The following is an 18,562-nucleotide window of genomic DNA, read 5'->3' on the forward strand; positions in this document are numbered from 1 at the left end:
TTGCCACCATCAGAGCTACCAGGGCCATGCTCCTCGTGCGGCGCCTCGCGAGATCGGCCCGCTGACAGGCTGTTCCCGGTGGACCGCGCCTTCGGCGGCGAGTACGTCGGGTTCGCCACCGCCCCTCGTGAAGCCGGCCCTCTGCAAGCGCAGCGCGCCGGCCAAGGACGTCGGCGTCGGCGTCGGCGTCGGCGTCGGCGTCGGCGTCGGCGTCGAGGGCAGCGGCTCCCACCGCCTGGTCCTCCCCTCCCCCGCCGGCCCGTTCACCGACCCGGACGGGTTCGTGGGGGAGGCGGGGGCGTGGGCGGCCGGGGACTCAGTCGAACTCCTCCACGTACTCCTCGGTCGGCCCCAGTTCGGGTTCGTCCCGCAACTCCAGCGTGTCGCCGAGCCGTTCGAGTTCGAGCACGGTGACCGTGTTGGTGCCGGCGCGCAGCAGGGGGGCCGGGCAGTACAGGGTGACCTGGGGGCCGATGTCCCAGTGGCGGCCGAGCAGGAAGCCGTTGACCCAGACCAGGCCGTGCGCGCAGCCCGGCAGCGCGAGGAAGGTGTCGGCGGGGGCGTCGGCGTGGAACTCGGCGACGGCGAAACCCGCCGCACCGGTCCCGGCCACGGCGTCCGCTGCGGTGTCCACCGCCGCGCGCAGCTCCGCCTCGCCCCACTCCGGCAGGGCGAGCGCGGTGCTCTCCCAGCCCTGGACCATCCGCCGGTCCACCAGCACCGGGCCGAGCAGTCCCTTGGAACGGCCGACGCCGGGGCCGTAGTTGACCCGGCCGAGGCTCTCGACCAGGACGTCGAGGCGGACGACCTCCCCGGCCCCGGTGACCGGCAGCTCGGGGGAGTCCGCGTCGGCCACGCCGAGGAAGGTCCCGTCGGCGAAGACATAGGCCCGGTCGCGGACGTCGGTGAAGACCAGCCGGTGTTCGCCGGCCGGGATGCGGGGGTGGGCGACACAGCGCACCAGGCCCGATTCCAGGCCGAGTTGTTCGAAGGAGGCGGGCCGGGGCGTGACCGTCGCGGTCGCTGCTCCCGCGTCCGGCGCGGCGGCGCGGGCCGCGTCCAGCCCGGTGAGCAGCCCGGCCCGGCGCACCAGCGGGACGCGCCCGGCCGGCAGGACCGGCAGCCGCTCCGGTGACCGCAACTCCCCCTCGGCGCCGAGCACTTCCCGCATCGCGTGGAACTTGGCGGTGAAGCGGCCGTCCTCGGCGATCGGCGCGTCGGAGTCGTAGCTGGTGACGATCGGCTCCAGCCGGCCTTCGGCGGACTCGTTGGCGCCCGCCCAGAGGCCGAAGTTGGTGCCGCCGTGCGCCATGTAGATGCTGACGCTGCCGTGGTCGTCGAGAATGCCGCGCAGGGTGTGGACCGCGCTGTCGACCCCGCGGACGTGGTGCCGCTTGCCCCAGTGGTCGAACCAGCCGTTCCAGAACTCGGCGACCACGAAGGGTTCGCCGGGCCTGCGCCCCGACTGCAGTTCGCGGGCCGCCTCCGGCTTGGAGCCGAGGGTGACGGCGGTGAGCGTGCCGGGCAGGGTTCCGCCGTCCAGCATCAGTTCGGTGGGGCCGTCGGCGGTGAACACCAGCTCGCGCACGCCCCGTTCGAGCAGGGCGTCGCGGTTCCAGCGCAGGTAGGCGTGGTCGTCGCCGTAGGAGCCGAACTCGTTCTCCACCTGGACCGCGACGACCGGTCCGCCCTCGCAGGCCTGGAGTGCCGCGAGACGGGGGACCAGTTCGTCGAACCAGCGGGCGACGGCCGAGGTGAAGGCCGGGTCGGAGCTGCGGATCGCCAGGTCCTTGCCGGTCAGCCAGGCGGGCAGGCCGCCGCCCGACCACTCGGCGCAGATGTAGGGGCCGGGGCGGACGACGACGTCGAGGCCCTCCTCCCCCACCGTCTCGATGAACCGCTCCAGGTCCCGCCAGCCGTCGAAGCGCGGCGCCCGGTCCTCCCGGGGCTGGTGGAAGTTCCAGGCGACATAGGTGTCGACGGTGTTGAGCCCGAGGTCGGCGATCCGGCGGACCCGGTCGCGCCAGAGGCCGGGGTGGACACGGAAGTAGTGCAGTGCGCCGGACAGGATGCTGTGGGGGACCCCGTCGCGGTACAGACGGCCGTCCCGCCAGGAGAGCAGGGGGGAGGACGGCTCCGGTCGCGCGAGCGTGCCGGGCGCGCCCGAGGGCGCCGGGGTGGCGGCGGGGGCCTCGGCCGGGCGCCGCGGCGGGGCGATGTTCGTCGTGGGCGACTCGTTCACCAGCGGAGCGTATGTTATCGATGACATCAGTAACAAGCCTGCTAAGGTCACCGAACCGATCCGGGGGAGGGAGCACCATGAACGAGGACGCCTCTCGGCCGAGACAGCCGAGCATGACCGACGTGGCCCGGATCGCCGGGGTGTCGGCCCAGACGGTCTCCCGCGCCCTGCGCGGATCGCCCAACGTCAACCCCGAGACCTACCGCCGGGTACTGGCCGCCGTGGAGCAGGTCGGCTACCGCTTCAACAGCGCGGCCAGGACCCTGTCCTCGGGCCGCAGCCACACCATCGGCCTGGTCCTGCTGGCCTCCGGCGGCTACTACTCCCGCTCGGCCGTCACGGCCGGTGTGGAGTCGGCGGCCGCCGAGGCCGGGTACGCGGTGAGCATCGCCACCATCTCCGCCCTGGACGTCGGCCTGATGGAGCGTTCGCTGGCCAAACTCGCCGATCAGGGCGTCGACGGCTTCGTGATCGCGGTGCCGCTGATCTCGGTGACCCGCAAGATGGAGGAGATCACCCGGGACATCCCGACCGTCACCCTGGACGGGTCGCGGACCGCGGGCGCCCGGGTGCTCGGCATCGACCAGCGCGAGGCCGGCCGGATCGCCACCCAGCACCTCCTGGACCTGGGACATCGTCAGGTCTGGCACGTCTCGGGCCCGGACGAGTGGATCGAGGCGAGGCAGCGCCGGGAGGGCTGGCGGGAGTGCCTGGCGAAGGCCGGGATCGAGGCCCCGCCGCCGCTGGAGGGCGACTGGTCGCCCGACTCGGGGTACCGCCAGGGACAGATCATCGCCATGATCCCCGAGGTCACGGCGGTCTTCGCGGCCAGCGACGAGATGGCCTTCGGGGTGATCAGGGCGCTGCACGAGCGGGGCCGCTCGGTGCCGGACGACGTGTCCATCGTGAGCGTCGACGACATCGCCCTGGCCGCCTACTGCACCCCGCCGCTGACCGCCGTACGCCAGGACTTCTACGGCTACGGGGCCGCCGCCGTACGGCTGCTGCTCGAAGGGGACGCGGGCGACGCGGAGTCGGTGGGCACGCCCGCCCTCTCGGTGCGCGCCTCCACGGCGCCGCCGCGCGCCTGACCGACCGCCGGACCCGGCGCCCGCGGACTCTCCCGCGGGTCCGCCGGCATCCCGGCACGCCCGCTCGCGCTCCTGCCGCCGCCCTCGCGGCGGGCACTCGCGCGGGCCCCGCACCCCCCGCCGAGTCACGTTTCGGTCATGAGCCGAACAGACCGGCATCAGACCTCTTGCGCGGTCATGTGATCGATGCCAGGGTACCCATCATGTTATCGGTGCCACCGTAACAACACCGGGTCGTTCGTCCACCGGACCCGGAGTGCGGTGGCGCGGAGTCCGCGAGGTCGCGGCCCCTGACAGGGCCGTTCCGGACCCGCACTACCACTCGCAGTCAGGTGGGCAACCGTCCACGGGAAAGGACCCCAAATGAGGAGATCGCTCGCCCTCGCCGGCACCGCGGCCATGGCGCTCTCACTGCTCGTCGGCTGTTCGTCGGGCGAGAGCACCGGCTCAGGCAAGACCACCCTCAAGGTCGCCGCCCTCGAAGGCGGTTACGGCAAGGACATGTACACCCAGGTGATCAAGGCCTACGAGGCCTCGCACCCGGACGTCGACGTCCAGCTCCAGATCTCGAAGTCCATCGAGGACGAGATCACCCCGAACATGAAGGCCGGCAAGTACCCGGACGTGGTGGTGCTCGGCCAGGGCCGCGAGGCCGGTCTCACCGAGACCCTGATCAAGGACAAGGCCCTCGAAGACCTCAGCGGGGTCCTCGACACCAAGGTCCCGGGCGAGCAGCGGACGGTCGGCGACAAGCTGACCGACGGTATCGTCGGCAACCTCAACACCAACCCGTACGGCACGGACAAGACGTACCTGATGCCGATGTACTACTCGCCGACCGGCCTCTTCTACAACCAGGGCCTGTTCAAGAAGAAGGGCTGGACCGTCCCGACCACCTGGGACGAGATGTTCGCCCTCGGCGACAAGGCGAAGAAGCAGGGCGTGGCCCTGTTCACCTACCCGACCGCCGGCTACCTCGACTCGTACTTCTACGCCCTGCTCGCCGACGTCGGCGGGGAGCAGTTCTACCAGGACGTCATGACGTACAAGAAGGACGTCTGGAAGACGGCGAAGGCCAAGAAGGTCCTGGACATCACCACCAAGCTGCTGTCCTACGCCGAGAAGTCCACCGTCGGCTACGCCAACGAGCAGGACTTCACCAAGAACCAGCAGTCGATCCTCGACAACAAGGCGCTGTTCATGCCGAACGGCACCTGGATCACCGGTGAGATGGCCGACGCGCCGCGCGCCGACGGCTTCCAGTGGGGCCTGACCCCGCTGCCCGCGGTGAACGCCGGCGACACCCGGTACCTGACCACCTCGGTCGAGTCGGTCTGGGTGCCGAGCGCCGCGAAGAACAAGGACGAGGCCAAGGACTTCATCGCCTTCCTCTACTCGGACAAGGCCGCGAAGATCTTCGCGAAGTCCAACGCGATCCAGCCGATCAAGGGCCTCTCGGACACCCTGACCGGTGACAGCGCCGAGTTCTACGGCCTCTACGACGACAAGGGCGTCTCCGCGCTGGTCGGCGGCTTCGCCTCCACCGCACCGGTCGAGGGTGTCGACATCAAGTCCACCCTCTTCGACACCGCCAACAGCATCATCAGCGGCGACACCACCGAGGCCAAGTGGCAGTCCGCGCTGAACGAGGCCAGCGAGAAGCTGCGCCAGGCGGGCGACTGACCGGCCCGGCGGCGGCCCGGTCCCCCCGGGCCGCCGCCGGCGCCACCACACCCGGGTGAACCTCCGGGTTCCCCAGCACCACTTCGTACGACCGGAGGACCGGCACGGTGACGACCCTCTCCACCCCACCCCAAGACCCGGCACGGCCCGTGCGGAAGACCACGGCGGCCTTCCGCCGCGTCCCGCGCGGCGGCGCCCCCGCCCCGGCCCGCAAGCGCGGCGACCTGCGCTTCGTGGCGGCCTGCCTGCTTCCCGCGCTGATCCTGTTCGCGGTGTTCATGATCTACCCGACCGTGAACGTGTTCCGGATGTCGCTCTACACCTGGAGCGGCTTCTCCCCGGACATGAAGTTCGTGGGGCTGGACAACTTCCGTCACCTGCTGGACGACCGCCAGTTCGTGCGGGCCTTCCAGAACACCGTCGCCCTGCTGGTGGTGGTGACCGCGGTGACCATGGGCATGGCCCTCTTCCTCGCCGCGATCATGACCCGGCAGCAGCTGCGGGCCCGCAACCTCCTGCGGTTCGTGCTCTACATCCCCAACATCCTCTCCGTGGTGGTCATCGCGGCGATCTTCTCCGCCGTCTACGACCAGAACAACGGCCTGCTGAACGGCACGCTGCGCGCCGTGTCGCTGGACACCTGGCAGCAGGTGTGGCTGGGCGACCAGAAGCTGGTGCTCTACTCGGTCGCGATGGCGATGGTCTGGCAGTCGCTGGGCTACTACATGGTCCTCTACATGTCGTCGATGGCGAGCATCCCCGAGGCGCTGTACGAGGCCAGCTCGCTCGACGGGGCCTCCCCCGCCCGCCAGTTCTTCTCCCTCACCCTGCCGCTGATCTGGCAGAACCTGCGGACGTCGCTGACCTTCTTCGTGATGAGCGCGGTGAACCTGAGCTTCGTGCTGGTGCGCGCGATGACCGGCGGCGGCCCGGACAGCTCCTCCGAGGTGCTGCTCAGCTACATGTACAAGCAGGCGTACACCAACTCGTCGTACGGCTACGGCATGGCCATCGGTGTCGTCATCTTCGCGTTCTCGTTCCTCGTGTCGCTGCTGGTGAGCCGCGCGACGCGGCGCGAGCCCCTCCAGTTCTGAGGACGGAACCCCACCCCATGAGTGCTATCGACTCCCCCAGCTCCGGCGTGCCCTCCTCCGGCTCCGCCCGTCCCGGTGCCGTGCGTCCCGGCTCCGCCCGTCCCGGTGCCGGCCGTGCCCGCGCCGGCCGTGCCCTCACCTACACGCTCGTCGTCGCCCTCGCCCTGGCGATCGCGGTGCCGGTGGCGTGGGTGCTGACGGCCTCGCTGAAGGCCAAGAGCGAGTTCTTCGGCAGCCCCTGGACCCTGCCGGAGGGCCTGCGCTGGTCGAACTACGCCGACGCGTTCACCGACGCCCACCTCGGCACGTACTTCCTGACCTCGGTGCTCGTCACCGTGCTCGGCCTGGTCCTGGTGCTCGCGGTGTCGGTGCCGGCCGCCTACGTCATCGCCCGCTACGACTTCCCCGGCAAGGGCCTGGTCGAGACCGCCCTGCTCGGCGGGCTGTTCGTGAACGTCAACTACATCGTGGTGCCGATCTTCCTGATGCTGGTCGACTGGGACAAGGCGCTGGTCGACGTCTTCCCCGACGGCTTCTTCCTCGACAACCCGGCCATGCTGTCGCTGGTCTACGCGGCCACCTCGATCCCGTTCACCGTCTACCTGCTGACCGCGTACTTCCGCTCCATCCCGGTCGAGTACGAGGAGGCGGCGTCGCTGGACGGGGCGTCCCGCTTCCGGGTCATGACGACGATCATGCTCCCGATGGCCCGCCCCGCGGTGACCACGGTGATCCTCTTCAACTTCCTCGCCTACTGGAACGACTTCATCATCTCGCTGACCCTGCTGCCCGGCGAGAACAAGACCGTCCAGGTGGGCCTGCTCAACCTGTTCACCGCGCAGAAGGCGGCGGCCGACTACGGCCGGCTCTACGCCGGCATGGTCATCGTCATCGTGCCCGTGCTGCTCGTCTACGCGCTCATCCAGAAGCGGCTCATCGAGGGCATGGCATCCGGCGGAGTCAAGGGCTGACGGCCCCGCGGCCGGCCCGGAAGGAGATCGACATGAAGGACTCGACGCGTGCCGCGCTGTACGTCGTCGTGCGCACGCTGATCGCGGCGGCCCTGGTGGCGCTCGTGGTGGTGGAGCGGGCGACGATCGGCTGGGGGCACCTCGCGGTGATGCTGCTCGCGCTCGGCGGACTGCTCGCCCTGCTCGCCTCGTACAACCGGAAGTTCCGGTGACCGCCGCCGCGTCCGCCCGGACGCAGACGGCATCCGCCCCGCAGCTGGCCGCCGTTCGGCCCAGCGAGCGTCAACTCGCCTGGCAAGAGATGGAGTTCTACGGCTTCATCCACTTCGGCATGAACACCATGACCGGCCGGGAGTGGGGCGAGGGGCACGACGACCCGGCCCTGTTCGACCCGTCCGACCTCGACGCCGACCAGTGGGTACGGGCGCTCAAGGCGGCCGGGATGACCGGTGTCATCCTCACCTGCAAGCACCACGACGGCTTCTGCATGTGGCCGAGCGACGTCACCGGTTACTCGGTCGCGGCGTCCCCGTGGCGGGACGGCAAGGGCGACGTGGTCGCCGAGGTCGCCGACGCCGCCCGCCGCCACGGCCTCAAGTTCGGTGTCTACCTCTCCCCCTGGGACCGCACCGAGTCCTCCTACGGCTCGGGCTCCGGCTACGACGACTTCTACGTCGCCCAGCTCACCGAACTCCTCACCCGCTACGGCCCGGTGTTCTCGGTCTGGCTCGACGGCGCCAACGGCGAGGGCCCCAGCGGCAAGCGGCAGACCTACGACTGGGAGCGGTACTACGCGGTGGTCCGCGAGCTCCAGCCGGACGCGGTCATCAACGTCTGCGGCCCCGACGTCCGCTGGTGCGGCAACGAGGCCGGCGAGACCCGCCCCGACGAGTGGAGCGTCGTACCGCGTGCCCTCCAGGACGCCGAACGGACCGCGTCCCGCTCCCAGCAGGCCGACGACGGCACCTTCGCCCGCCTGGTGCGCAGCGACGACCTCGACCTCGGCAGCCGCACGGCGCTGGCCGGGCACGAGGACGACCTGGTCTGGTACCCGGCCGAGGTCAACACCTCGATCCGCCCCGGCTGGTTCCACCACGACGCCGAGGACGCCGAAGTCCGTTCCGCGCAGGAGCTGTTCACGCTCTATGTGCGCACGGTCGGCGGCAACTCCTGCTTCCTGCTCAACGTCCCGCCGGCCTCCGACGGCCGCCTCCGCGGCGCCGACGTGGCCGCGCTGGAGGGCCTCGGCCGGCGGATCGCGGACTTCCGCGCCCGCGCGCTCGACGCCACCGCCACCGTCAGCTCCGGCGTGCCCGGCGACCTCGCCACCGCCTGGCCCGGCCGGGCGTCCGCGCCCTGGAGCCCCGCCGGCGACGACGAACACCCCACCGTCACGCTGGCGTTCGCCGGGACCCGTACCGTCGGGGCGGTCGTCCTCGGCGAGGACATCACCCGGGGCCAGCGCGTCGAGCGGGTCGTCGTCCGGGGCCGCCGCGACGGGACCTGGACCACGCTCGCCGAGACCGGTTCGGTGGGCTACCAGCGGATCCTGACCTTCCCGCCGGCCGAGGCCGACGCCCTCGTGTTCGAGATCACCGGCTTCCGGGACACCCCCGTCCTGGCCCGCGTGGCGGCGATCGCGGCGACCGGCACGGCGGGCGGCGACGCGTCGGCCGGCGCGGTGGACGGGGTGGCCCCGTGACCTCGGGTGCCGCCCGGCGGCCGTCCGGTTCCCGCCGCCCCACCGCGCGCAAGGCGGCCCCCGCCCGGTCCGCTCCCCCGCGGCCCTCACGGGGAGGGCGGCCGAACCGCCGCACCCTCGCCTGGTCGGCCGGGGTCGCCGTGGTCCTCGCCGCGCTGACCGTCACCGGGATGACCCTGACCGGCGGCCACGGCACCCCCGCCGGCCAGGTCGCCACCCTCGACGGGCGCACCGTCACCCGCGCCGAACTCCTCTTCCACATGAAGCGGCTGGCCCCGACCGTCCACAACGAACTGCGCGCGAAGTACCAGTTGCAGGCGAGCTTCGGCTGGAGCGCGCAGACCGGGAGGAAGACCGCGCTCCAGCGGCTGGAGACCCGGGCCCTGGCCGAGATCCGCGAGGACAGGACCGCCTTCCTGCTCGCCCGGGAACAGGGCCTCACCGACGCCGTCGACTACGCCGGCATCGAGAACGAGCGCACCGAGGAGAACGCCTCCCGCGCGGCGGCCGTCGCCTCCGGCCAGACCGTGTACGGCGTCACGGAGTACACCGCCGAGGAGTACTACACCCACCGCCTCACCGAACTCACCACCGACCTGGAGGACCGGCTGAGCAAGAAGGCCGGCGACCCCCTGCACGTCACCGACGCCGAGGTCCGCCGGGCCTACGAGGAGGACCCGGACGACTGGAGTGCCGACGTCACCACCTACACGTACTCGCAACTCGTCGTGCAGGTACCCGAGAAGGGCGCCAAGGCCTTCGCGGCCGGCCTCGACCGGAAGGTGACGAAGGCCGGGGACCTGGCGGACGTCCACGGCGTGGCGGACGCCGACCTCACCACCGCCACCTACGACGGCAGCGGGTCCACCGGGGTCAACACCCATGACCAGGACCTGATGTCGGTGCTCGGCGAACTGAAGCCGGGCCAGATCTCCGGGGCCGTCCAGGGCACCGGACAGATCACCTACTACCAGCTCGACAAGAAGAAGACCGACGAGGACAAGGCGCTCAGCACCTACCGGTCGCGGATCCGCCGGACCCTCGTCTCGAAGAAGTTCGACACATATCTCCAGCGCCGGGTGGACGACGCCGACTTGGACGTCGACGCCGGGGCGCTGGCCGCCATCGTAGCGAAGGATGTGCAATGAGACCTGTCGACGTCGGCCCGCCGACCGCCGAGGAGACGGCACCGCGCCGCCCCCGGATCACCGCCCGGACCCTCCGCGCCGGTCTGACCTCCCTGCTCGCCGCGGTGCTCGTGGGCACCCTCGCCCCGGCCGCCGCGGCCGCGGCGAGCACCCCTAAGTCGGCCAACGCCAACGCCGCCGCCAAGGCGGCCACCGCGAAGAACTGGCCCGGCAACTCCGCCAACCCCACCGGCGGCAAGGACTACTACATCGACGCCGGCGGCGGCAGCGACACCGCCAACGGCCTGTCGGCGAAGCACGCCTGGCGCACCCTGGCCAAGGCGAACGCGACCACCTTCAAGCCCGGTGACCGCATCCTGCTGAAGGCCGGCGAGCAGTGGCAGGACGAGCAGCTGTGGCCCAAGGGCTCCGGCAGCGAGGGCAAGCCGATCACCATCTCGGCGTACGGCGACAAGAACGCGGGCCGCCCGTACATCGCGACCAACGGCAACGTGCCGAGCCCGTTCAAGGCCGACGGCACCAAGAACCCCGACACGGTCGGCCTCACCGGCGCCATCGTCCTGCGCAACCAGCAGTACTGGGACATCGACAGCGTCGAGCTGTCCAACGACGACGACTTCGCGACCGACATCACCAAGGGTTCGTACGTCCGCGACGGCGTCATGGTGTCGATCAACGCCGACCTGCTGAAGTCCGGCGAAGACAACATCATGGACCACTTCCGGATCTCGGACATCTACGTCCACAACCTCGACGGTCCGAGCAGCTGGCAGAAGATCCACTACGGCGCGGTGGACTTCCAGGTCTTCGGCAGCAAGTCCTACAAGGACTACGCGACCGGCGGCTACTACTTCAAGGACGTCCGGATCGAGGACAACACCTTCGACAACGTCGAACTCCACGCCGTGCAGTTCGCGTTCAACTGGTTCGCCGCCGACGGCTCGGACTCCGGCCAGTACGACGACGCGGGCAAGTACCACGAGGGCTGGGAGCAGCTGTGGGTGCGCACCCGCGACCTGTACAGCCGTGACGTCTACATCGGTCACAACTACGCCCGTTCGATCGGGCAGGGCGCCTTCCAGCTGGCCGACACCAAGAACATGACGGTCGAGTACAACGAGGTCAACGGCTTCCTGGAGCGCTACAGCGCGGTCTCCTGCGGCCTGTACCTGTGGGCCGGCGCCGACTCCACCATGCAGTACAACGAGGTGTACGGCGGCCCCGACAACGAGTACGACGGCACGCCCTGGGACCTGGAGTACACCAACTTCAACGTCACGTACCAGTACAACTACTCGCACGACAACGCGGCGGGCTGGATGGCCTACATGGGCAACAGCTCGAACTCGGTGGCCCGTTACAACCTGAGCGTCAACGACAACGGCGTGCTGGTGAAGAACATGCTGTCGACGAACTACTCACCCACGTACTTCGTCAACAACACCTTCGTCTACGACGGTTCGGACCTCGACTACGTCCACGACGAGACGTTCCTGAGCCGCGTCTACTTCCTCAACAACATCTTCTACAACACCTCCAAGACCGACGACACCACCTGGTACCGCCGCACCGGCGCCCTGCGCCAGGCCGTGTTCTCGAACAACGACTACTACGAGGCGAGCGGCACCCACTCCACCCAGGAGCCGGCCGACCCCGACGGCCTGCGCGTGGACCCGCAGTTCAAGGGTGACCCGTCGACCTACGTCACCGGCGCGGGCGTGGACAGGATCCGCACCGCCGCGGCCCACTTCTCGCTGAGCAAGAACTCCCCGCTCATCGACGCGGGCCGCTACAACACCCACCTGGGCACCGCCGACTTCCTCGGCACCAAGCTCTACTACGGTGACGCCCCCGACATCGGCATCGCCGAGTCCCACAAGGGCAGGCGCGTCGTCCACCCGGTCGACGACGACCCGATCGAGGAGGAGACCGACAACCGCGTCGACCTCGCCCTCGGCAAGACCGTCACCGCCAGCTCCACCCACCCGGGCGCCAACGGCACCCTGGGCGCGGAGAAGCTGACCGACGGCGACCTCACCACCCGCTGGGCCGCCGCGGACGACGCGTCCTACCCGATCACCCTCGACGTGGACTTCGGCGCCTCGACCACGTTCTCCCAGGTCTACCTGGACGAGTACACCGACTCGGGCACCAACCCCCGCGTCCAGTCCTTCGACCTCCAGCGCTGGGACGACACCACCGGCACCTGGGTCACCTTCGCCACCCGCGACACCGGCATCGGCCACGACCTGACCGTCACCGGCTTCGGCACCGTCACCACCACCAAGCTCCGCGTCGCCCTCACCGGCAAGATCGCGACGGAGCAGTACACCCCGACCCTGACGGAGATCGCGGTCTACAACAGCTGACCCGCCCCTCCCCCGACACAGCGGCCCCGAGCACCTCACAGGTACCCGGGGCCGCTGCCCATGCCGACGAGAAGCCCCAGGAACCCCCGACGGCGACCGCCGGAGAAACGCGGCGCCGCACGGCGCCAACGCGACCCGGGAAACCGAAGAGCGGCGGACGAGTCGGGCCGTACGCCGGGTCTTCCTGGAGCACCTTTGTGACCTGCGCTTTCGCGGGCCGGAGCAGCGCCGGGGCGTCGCCCCGGGCTGGGCGGGACCGCCGTGGGCGATGCCGGAGTCATTGCGAAGCCGGTGCGCTGCGAATCGGCGCGCCGCGTCATTCCGAAGGAATACGGAACTCGAATTCGGGACGGTCCCACTGCACGGCCGGCGGGTTCGCGAACGCGGTCCCGTTCCGCACCGCACCCACGCGGTGGTAGAAGTCCTCGGCGGGAGGATGCGACACGACCTTGACACGGTCGAGCCCGGCGGCACGGGCCTCGGACTGCATGTGCGCCACGAGCAGCCGTCCGATACCCCGTCCCTGCACCTCGCGGACGACGAACAGCAGGTCGAGCTCCGGTGGGGCGAGGACGAGCGAGTAGAACCCGAGGACCCGGCCACCGTGCTCGTCGGCGCCGACGGCGACGAAGACGCGGTGGGCCTCGATGTAATCAGGACCGACCCGGTAGCCCGCGACGGCGGCTGCGTACTTGCCCTCGCCGGCGCCTGAACCACGCACGAGCCGCGTGAGCCGTTTGGCGTCCCGCGCGACAGCCCTCCGTATCGTGATCGGCTGGCTGACAGGGGAAGTGCGTGAACTCATCGGGAGAGTATTCCGCACCGGGGGATGCCTTGGTGCGGAGGGGTCGGCTGCTCACGTCGGGCACCTTCGTTCCGACGGCACCCGGGCATGGCGCAGGGACCTTCTGGTCGCTCCGCGAGCTGAGCGCGGCGCGCGGGCAGAGGAGGAAATCTGTCACGGCGAGCCCACATCTCCGTGCCTGCCGGAGTTAGGGTTGTCGCACGACGCGGATGGCGCCGGACCCTTCGGAGACCGGTGCCAGGCACGACCGGGTCCCTCGCCGCGTCCCCCGAAACGAAGGTGCTATGCCCGCCGAGAACGCCTCCGTCGCCGGCAACCTCGACGATGACGACTATCCCGCCTACACCATGGGGCGGGCCGCGGACGTTCTCGGCACCACCCCCGCCTTCCTCCGGGCCGTCGGTGAAGTCGGACTGATCGCTCCTCTGCGTTCGGGGGGCGGCCACCGCCGTTATTCCCGCAGCCAGTTGCGCATCGCCGCCCGCGCCCGTGAGCTTGTCGACCAGGGCACCCCCGTCGAGGCCGCGTGCCGCATCGTCTCCCTCGAGGACCAGCTCGACGACGCACTGCGCCTGAACCGGGAAATACGCCGGAAGCTGGACGAGTACGGCGCAGATACCTAGTCCCGCCACTACAGAAATACACCCCGACGCGGGAGAACAATTATCGGACGCCCCCGAAAACGCATGACCGTCTCCAACCGACCTGTGTTAACGTGAGACCAGTTGCAGTTTTGGTTGCCAGAGATTTCTCTTTGCAGAGCCTTCCGGGTCCTTCCGGAGGGGTAATAATCGCGGCGACTCGGCTCCGCAGAGTGTGGTGTCCGGCACTGCCGCGCAAAGGGAGATTCAATATGGCATCTGGCACCGTGAAGTGGTTCAACGCGGAAAAGGGCTTCGGCTTCATCGAGCAGGACGGCGGCGGCGCTGACGTCTTCGCCCACTACTCGAACATCATCAGCAACGGGGGCTTCCGCGAGCTTCAGGAAGGCCAGAAGGTCAGCTTCGACGTCGCGCAGGGCCAGAAGGGCCTGCAGGCGGAGAACATCGTCCCCGCCTGACTCTGACACGGATCTTCGCGAGTCGGTGGCTCGCGCGTCACGTGGCTGGGGCCCGCACTCCTGGAGTGCGGGCCCCAGCTCGTTGATTTCCCCATTGTCCGGACCTCTCGGACCGCCGGCCGTCCCCTGTCTCAGCACCACGGGTCCCGGCTCTTCTTTTTTCTTCGGCTCATTCTTGCGAATCCGCGTGTGGTCATCGCCGCTGGACGGAATTCCTCGATACGGCGTATCGAGGAAGTTTCTTCCACTTCCGGCACTCGCTTCGCCGCGAGCGCCGTGCGGTTCCCCACTGGACCCCACGGGAGCGGTGTCGGCGGGGCGCCGGCCTCCCGGAGACGGCCAGTACGTCCTCTCGGGCGGTGCGCGCTCGCTGGGATCGCGCAGCCCGCCGCGGTGTCCGCCTTCGCCGATTCCGACGCCGTCGTAGGTGACGGCCGGTGTGAGCCACTCCTTGCGGACGACGAGCGCGATCCCGGATCGTGGACCCGTTACGCGGCGGCCGTGTCCGGGTAGTCCGGCGGAGTCGCCCAGCCCAGCAGGATCCCGGCGACGGCCGCGAGCGCCCGGTTCCGGATCTTCACCGCGAAGGTCTCCAGGAGCCGGAACAGGGTGTAGTAGGCGCCCGTCAGGATCGCGGTGACCACGCTGGCCACCGCCGCCGAGTCGAAGGTGACACCGATACGGACCAGCAGGGTCAGTACGAGTCCGGCGACTATCGGTACGACCGTACGCATGAAGCTGACAAAGAGGTTCACCGGGAGAGTCCTTTCCGTGCCTCGCGGGTTCCGGGTACCGTCAAGGAGCGGTGTCGAGGTGTACGACGACCTTGCCCACGGCCGCCTCGATGGCCGCGGTGATGGACGAGACCAGGGCGGCGGGGTCGATGGTCTTGTTGAACTTCGCTATGACCTCGGCGAGTTGGGTGATGGCCGCGCTCTGTGCCGCCTCGGTCGCCTGGACGGCCCGCAGGCGGAGGTTGGTGTCCTTGATGTAGGACTGGAGCTCCCAGTACGGGTTGGTCCTGATGTCGGGGGCCGCCGGGGGCGCGGCGATCAGCCCGTCCATGGTGAGGACCGCCTTCGCGGAGGCGGTCGCGATCCTGTCTATGTCGTCGGCCGTGAGCGGCATGTCGGTCTCCGTTCCGGCGGCCCACGTTCGCAGCGCGGACTCGCTCAGGTAGCAGATGGATCGGTCGAGCGGGGTCGAGGTGAACTGCCAGAACAGCGGTGCACGACCGGACGGCGCGGGCGGCGCGTGCGCCTCGGCCTGTGCGTAGGTCGCGGCGCCGGACCACGGGTAGGCCGGAAACCACAGCGGCGCCCCGGTGGGCGCGTGTCCGGCGGACAGGTCGCTGCCCGAGGTGTACACCCCGACGCGCTGGCCGGGGAACGCGGCCTGCACCGCCGCGATCCACGCCTTGGCGTAGGCGAGGATCCCGGCCGCGGTGACGCCCGCGTAGTTCGCTCCGTCGGAGCGGCGTTCGAGGTCCAGCCAGTGCACGAAGCCGGGCCGGGCGTGCGGTTTCACGGCGGTCACGTAGTTGGCCGCCTCGGTGTCCGCGTTCTGGTTCGGCCAGCCGAAGTGGTAGGCGCCGGGGACGAGTCCGGCGGCGATGACGGCGGTGATGTGCTGGGCGAAGCGGGTGTCGCGGGTGTGCTCGCCCTCGCTGGCCTTGGCGAAGGCGAAGACGACGCCTTCGGCCTTGCGGGCGGTCCAGTTCTGGGCCGCCTGGTAGGCCGAGACGTCGACGCCGCGGCAGGTGGTGGCCATGTCGGCGTTCCCCTTTCGGGTCGTCTTCGTGAGCTCGGTTCGTGAGGGGAACGGTGTCAGGCGGCCCGTGATCGCGGCGTCACCGTCGCGTCAACCGCGGTCGTGCCGCTCGGGGGTGTCCGCGGACGGCGCGGCCGGCCGGGTGCCGCGCGCGATCCGGCGCGGGAGCATCGCGGCGAAGCGGGGCGAGGGTTCGATGCCCAGCTCCTCGTCGAGCAGCCGCCGGAACGCCTCGTAGTGCCGGATCGCCTCCACCACGTTGTTCTCGGCCAGATGCACGGTCACCACCGCGCAGTGGGCGCTCTCGCGGAGCGGTTCGATGGCGACGCAGGTGAGGGCGGCCTCCAGGGCGAGCGCGTGGCAGCCGCGCCGGGTGTGCCGGGCGCTCAGTGATTCGAGGGCGTGCAGGCGGAGTTGGCGCATCCGCTCCCGCTCGGAGCAGATCCACTCCTCGTCCCAGCCGGGGAGCAGTTCGCCCCGGTCCAGCAGGCCGAGCGGGGGCAGCGCGTCGCCCGGGTCGTGGGCGGAACCGGTCAGGGCGAGGGCGGCGCTGGTGAAGTCGTGGACGTCGACGGAGATCCCGTCGGCGAGGTGGAGGGTGTCGCCGTCGGTACCGACCGCCGGGTGCGGGACGCGGCGCAGCCGCCAGAGGGTGGTCCGCAGGCTGCCCTGGGCGTGCTCCTCGGTGACGTCGGGCCACAGGGTGCCGGCGACCACCGACCGGGGCGCGCGCCGGTGCAGCCCGAGATAGGCCAGCAGCCGCTGTTCGTTGGCCGGAACGGCGATGCCGCCCTCGGCGCCCTCCAGCCGGAAGGCGCCGAACAGGCGGAGCCTGGCGGGCGTCGGCGCCTGTTCCGTCGTGTGGTGTCTTCGTGCTTGCTCGGTCAGTTCGTTCCCGGCCATCGCCGTCCCCGTTTCCCCGTGTGGCGGCCGTCTTCTGCGGGGCCGCTGTTGCCCGGGCCGCCGTTCGCATATGCCCGAGGTAGTCAGCATGGGAGGCCGGAAGGGGCCTGCGACATCCGGTTCCGCTCATCGGACCGGGGACGGGCGCCCGCGCGTGACGGCATGTCACGGGCCCGGCGGCACGTTCGGGTAGGGGAGCGTGAGGCGGTCGCCGGGGGCGAGTCCGAGGTCGTAGAAGAGTTCGCGGTGGATGACCCAGGCGATGGTGTTCCGGGTGGCCTGGTCGAGGAGGGGGATGCGGTCGACGGCCGTGAGCATCTCGGCGTGGAGCGCGGCGGCGCTGACGGTGGTGTCGCCGGCCCTGCGGCGTGCCATCGCCCAGTTCTTCCAGTGCTGGTCGAAGGCGGTGTGGACCCAGGTGGGCAGGAGCACGCTGGGGGCGGCGCCGCGGCTGTAGCCGGGTACGTCGCGCAGGAAGGAGGTCGGGCCGGCGTGTGCCGACTGGACCTGTGCGCCCGTGACGCCGTAGGCGCCGCGCACCGCGGACGCGTCCGCGTGCCGCTGCACCGCGAGGTCCGCCGTGCCGGGCGCGCCCCGCGGACCGACCAGTCCGGCGGCCCGGGCGTCGGCGACGGCCGCGGCGGGACCGGTGCCGCTCGCCGCCGACGACGGCAGGGCGGCCAGTTCGCCGGAGATCTGCGCGAACACGTCCTCGGTGCTGAATGTGGTGTCCATCGGGGCCGACCGCCTCACCGGGGAGGCCGGTTGCCGGACCGTGGCGGCCGACGGCCGGGATGGGGCCGGTGGTGGGGCCGGTGGTGGGGTCCGTTCGGACGGGGCGTGCGAGGAGGCCGCCGTCCTGGGGGCCGGCACCGCCTCGTCGACGCCGGTCATCGCCCTGTTCAGACCGAAGCGGACCGCCCACGCGCGGCTCCACGCCGCGATGCCGCGCGGCGGGGCGGGCCGGACCGGTGCGGTCGTGGTGCGGGGCGGTGCGGAAGGTCCGGCGGGCTCGGGTGCCGAGCCCAGAGCGGCGATGAGGACCGGGGCCACCACGTCCCGCACGGTCGCGTGGGCCTGCGCCATGCGGAACGCCTGGGCGTTCACCTGCTCGAAGGTGACCGGGCGGTGGCGCTGTTCCTGGAGCAGGAGCCAGCCCCGGACGGTCGCCGAGAGGATGAAGGCGCACTGGTCCCGCTCGTCCACGGCCGCCTCGTACGCGGGGCCGAGTGCGGCCCGGTGGCCGTGGGCGAAGGCGTCCATGGCGTCGGTGTAGGCCTTGGCGTCCCGGTGCCAGAGCTCTTTCCTGATCTCCTCGGCGCGCCCGGTCGCACGGTTGAGGCGTGCCGTCCAGTGGTGGCGCCAGAGGTCGAACATCTCGTCGGCGGTGAGGGTGTTGTGGGGGTCGTTCGGGTCGGCGGAGCGGGCGGCGGCGGGGACGCCGACCTTCTCGCCGTCGTGGTCGTAGCTCGGTACGGCGTGGGTGTGGCGGTCGGTGCCCGTGACGCGTTCGCGGGGCTTCGGGCGGGGGGACGCCGGGGGTGCCGTGCTCTCCCCCGGCGCCGCGGTGCGCAGTGCGCGGTGGATCGCGGTCGCGACGGCCGTGCGCAGCCGTTCGCCGTCCTGGGCCGGGAGGTCGTCGGGCAGGGTGATGTCGGTGGGCGGGTGGTAGCGCCGTTGCATGGCCTTCGGCCTCCGGGTGTGATGACATCGGAACGTCGCGT

Annotated in this window: 16 protein-coding genes; 10 read left to right on the top strand and 6 right to left on the bottom strand. The window is 70.7% G+C overall.

What is annotated here, in order from left to right:
* Nucleotides 1–316: 316 nt before the first annotated feature.
* Entirely contained in the window at nucleotides 317–2,269 is a 1,953-nt protein-coding gene (locus ACZ619_RS01140) for a glycoside hydrolase family 35 protein (RefSeq protein WP_469592697.1), read from the bottom strand.
* A 50-nt stretch (nucleotides 2,270–2,319) separates the two neighbouring features.
* On the opposite strand from ACZ619_RS01140, the gene ACZ619_RS01145 reads away from it, so the two are divergent.
* The 8 genes from ACZ619_RS01145 (at nucleotide 2,320) to ACZ619_RS01180 (ending at nucleotide 12,300) form a co-directional block, all read left to right on the top strand.
* The gene (locus ACZ619_RS01145) at nucleotides 2,320–3,333 is read left to right on the top strand and encodes a LacI family DNA-binding transcriptional regulator (RefSeq protein ID WP_469592699.1); all 1,014 of its coding nucleotides are present in this window, start codon (nucleotides 2,320–2,322) and stop codon (nucleotides 3,331–3,333) included.
* 363 nt (nucleotides 3,334–3,696) lie between these two features.
* A complete protein-coding gene (locus ACZ619_RS01150) occupies nucleotides 3,697–5,016 on the top strand; it encodes a carbohydrate ABC transporter substrate-binding protein (protein ID WP_469592701.1) in 1,320 nt (439 codons plus the stop codon).
* Nucleotides 5,017–5,123: 107 nt separating this feature from the next.
* The gene (locus ACZ619_RS01155) at nucleotides 5,124–6,110 is read left to right on the top strand and encodes a carbohydrate ABC transporter permease (protein ID WP_469592703.1); all 987 of its coding nucleotides are present in this window, start codon (nucleotides 5,124–5,126) and stop codon (nucleotides 6,108–6,110) included.
* 17 nt (nucleotides 6,111–6,127) lie between these two features.
* On the top strand, nucleotides 6,128–7,081 hold the full coding sequence (locus ACZ619_RS01160; RefSeq protein ID WP_469592705.1) for a carbohydrate ABC transporter permease: 954 nt from the start codon (nucleotides 6,128–6,130) through the stop codon (nucleotides 7,079–7,081).
* A 32-nt stretch (nucleotides 7,082–7,113) separates the two neighbouring features.
* The gene (locus tag ACZ619_RS01165) at nucleotides 7,114–7,293 is read left to right on the top strand and encodes a DUF6903 family protein (protein ID WP_469592706.1); all 180 of its coding nucleotides are present in this window, start codon (nucleotides 7,114–7,116) and stop codon (nucleotides 7,291–7,293) included.
* Complete coding sequence (locus ACZ619_RS01170) at nucleotides 7,290–8,783, top strand: alpha-L-fucosidase (protein WP_469592708.1); 1,494 nt, start codon at nucleotides 7,290–7,292, stop codon at nucleotides 8,781–8,783. Before ACZ619_RS01165 ends, ACZ619_RS01170 begins: the two co-directional genes overlap by 4 nt.
* Nucleotides 8,780–9,931 carry a peptidylprolyl isomerase gene (locus ACZ619_RS01175; RefSeq protein WP_469592710.1) on the top strand — a complete coding sequence of 384 codons (1,152 nt, stop codon included), beginning with the start codon at nucleotides 8,780–8,782 and terminating at the stop codon, nucleotides 9,929–9,931. Before ACZ619_RS01170 ends, ACZ619_RS01175 begins: the two co-directional genes overlap by 4 nt.
* Complete coding sequence (locus ACZ619_RS01180) at nucleotides 9,928–12,300, top strand: discoidin domain-containing protein (RefSeq protein WP_469592712.1); 2,373 nt, start codon at nucleotides 9,928–9,930, stop codon at nucleotides 12,298–12,300. The genes ACZ619_RS01175 and ACZ619_RS01180 overlap by 4 nt, the downstream gene beginning before the upstream one ends.
* Before the next feature lie 316 nt (nucleotides 12,301–12,616).
* Here the strand turns inward: ACZ619_RS01180 and ACZ619_RS01185 are convergent, their stop codons facing one another.
* Nucleotides 12,617–13,105 carry a GNAT family N-acetyltransferase gene (locus tag ACZ619_RS01185; RefSeq protein ID WP_469592713.1) on the bottom strand — a complete coding sequence of 163 codons (489 nt, stop codon included), beginning with the start codon at nucleotides 13,103–13,105 and terminating at the stop codon, nucleotides 12,617–12,619.
* 284 nt (nucleotides 13,106–13,389) lie between these two features.
* Here ACZ619_RS01185 and ACZ619_RS01190 point away from each other — a divergent pair, with 284 nt between their 5' ends.
* Both ACZ619_RS01190 and ACZ619_RS01195 read left to right on the top strand, forming a co-directional pair.
* Nucleotides 13,390–13,728 carry a helix-turn-helix domain-containing protein gene (locus tag ACZ619_RS01190; protein WP_469592715.1) on the top strand — a complete coding sequence of 113 codons (339 nt, stop codon included), beginning with the start codon at nucleotides 13,390–13,392 and terminating at the stop codon, nucleotides 13,726–13,728.
* A 230-nt stretch (nucleotides 13,729–13,958) separates the two neighbouring features.
* Nucleotides 13,959–14,165 carry a cold-shock protein gene (locus ACZ619_RS01195; RefSeq protein WP_469592717.1) on the top strand — a complete coding sequence of 69 codons (207 nt, stop codon included), beginning with the start codon at nucleotides 13,959–13,961 and terminating at the stop codon, nucleotides 14,163–14,165.
* 488 nt (nucleotides 14,166–14,653) lie between these two features.
* On the opposite strand, the gene ACZ619_RS01200 is transcribed toward ACZ619_RS01195, so the two are convergent.
* The 4 genes from ACZ619_RS01200 to ACZ619_RS01215 all read right to left on the bottom strand — a co-directional run bounded on the left by ACZ619_RS01200 (nucleotide 14,654) and on the right by ACZ619_RS01215 (nucleotide 18,521).
* Nucleotides 14,654–14,920, bottom strand: a complete 267-nt coding sequence (locus ACZ619_RS01200) for a hypothetical protein (protein WP_469592719.1) — start codon at nucleotides 14,918–14,920, stop codon at nucleotides 14,654–14,656.
* A 40-nt stretch (nucleotides 14,921–14,960) separates the two neighbouring features.
* On the bottom strand, nucleotides 14,961–15,935 hold the full coding sequence (locus ACZ619_RS01205) for a glycoside hydrolase family 25 protein (protein ID WP_469592720.1): 975 nt from the start codon (nucleotides 15,933–15,935) through the stop codon (nucleotides 14,961–14,963).
* A gap of 90 nt (nucleotides 15,936–16,025) precedes the next feature.
* Nucleotides 16,026–16,838 (bottom strand): AfsR/SARP family transcriptional regulator, encoded by an 813-nt coding sequence (locus ACZ619_RS01210; protein ID WP_469592722.1) that lies wholly within the window; start codon nucleotides 16,836–16,838, stop codon nucleotides 16,026–16,028.
* 165 nt (nucleotides 16,839–17,003) lie between these two features.
* Nucleotides 17,004–18,521 carry a hypothetical protein gene (locus ACZ619_RS01215; RefSeq protein ID WP_469592724.1) on the bottom strand — a complete coding sequence of 506 codons (1,518 nt, stop codon included), beginning with the start codon at nucleotides 18,519–18,521 and terminating at the stop codon, nucleotides 17,004–17,006.
* Nucleotides 18,522–18,562 lie beyond the last annotated feature (41 nt).

This window comes from Streptomyces sp. NPDC104367 (genome assembly GCF_055583825.1).

Excerpts from the sequence above, each read along its gene's own strand:
- ACZ619_RS01140 (WP_469592697.1), bottom strand. The coding sequence starts at position 2,269 with ATGTCATCGATAACATACGCTCCGCTGGTGAACGAGTCGCCCACGACG.
- ACZ619_RS01145 (WP_469592699.1), top strand. The coding sequence starts at position 2,320 with ATGAACGAGGACGCCTCTCGGCCGAGACAGCCGAGCATGACCGACGTG.
- ACZ619_RS01195 (WP_469592717.1), top strand. The coding sequence starts at position 13,959 with ATGGCATCTGGCACCGTGAAGTGGTTCAACGCGGAAAAGGGCTTCGGC.
- ACZ619_RS01160 (WP_469592705.1), top strand. The coding sequence starts at position 6,128 with ATGAGTGCTATCGACTCCCCCAGCTCCGGCGTGCCCTCCTCCGGCTCC.
- ACZ619_RS01165 (WP_469592706.1), top strand. The coding sequence starts at position 7,114 with ATGAAGGACTCGACGCGTGCCGCGCTGTACGTCGTCGTGCGCACGCTG.
- ACZ619_RS01205 (WP_469592720.1), bottom strand. The coding sequence starts at position 15,935 with ATGGCCACCACCTGCCGCGGCGTCGACGTCTCGGCCTACCAGGCGGCC.
- ACZ619_RS01190 (WP_469592715.1), top strand. The coding sequence starts at position 13,390 with ATGCCCGCCGAGAACGCCTCCGTCGCCGGCAACCTCGACGATGACGAC.
- ACZ619_RS01215 (WP_469592724.1), bottom strand. The coding sequence starts at position 18,521 with ATGCAACGGCGCTACCACCCGCCCACCGACATCACCCTGCCCGACGAC.
- ACZ619_RS01180 (WP_469592712.1), top strand. The coding sequence starts at position 9,928 with ATGAGACCTGTCGACGTCGGCCCGCCGACCGCCGAGGAGACGGCACCG.
- ACZ619_RS01150 (WP_469592701.1), top strand. The coding sequence starts at position 3,697 with ATGAGGAGATCGCTCGCCCTCGCCGGCACCGCGGCCATGGCGCTCTCA.
- ACZ619_RS01210 (WP_469592722.1), bottom strand. The coding sequence starts at position 16,838 with ATGGCCGGGAACGAACTGACCGAGCAAGCACGAAGACACCACACGACG.
- ACZ619_RS01185 (WP_469592713.1), bottom strand. The coding sequence starts at position 13,105 with ATGAGTTCACGCACTTCCCCTGTCAGCCAGCCGATCACGATACGGAGG.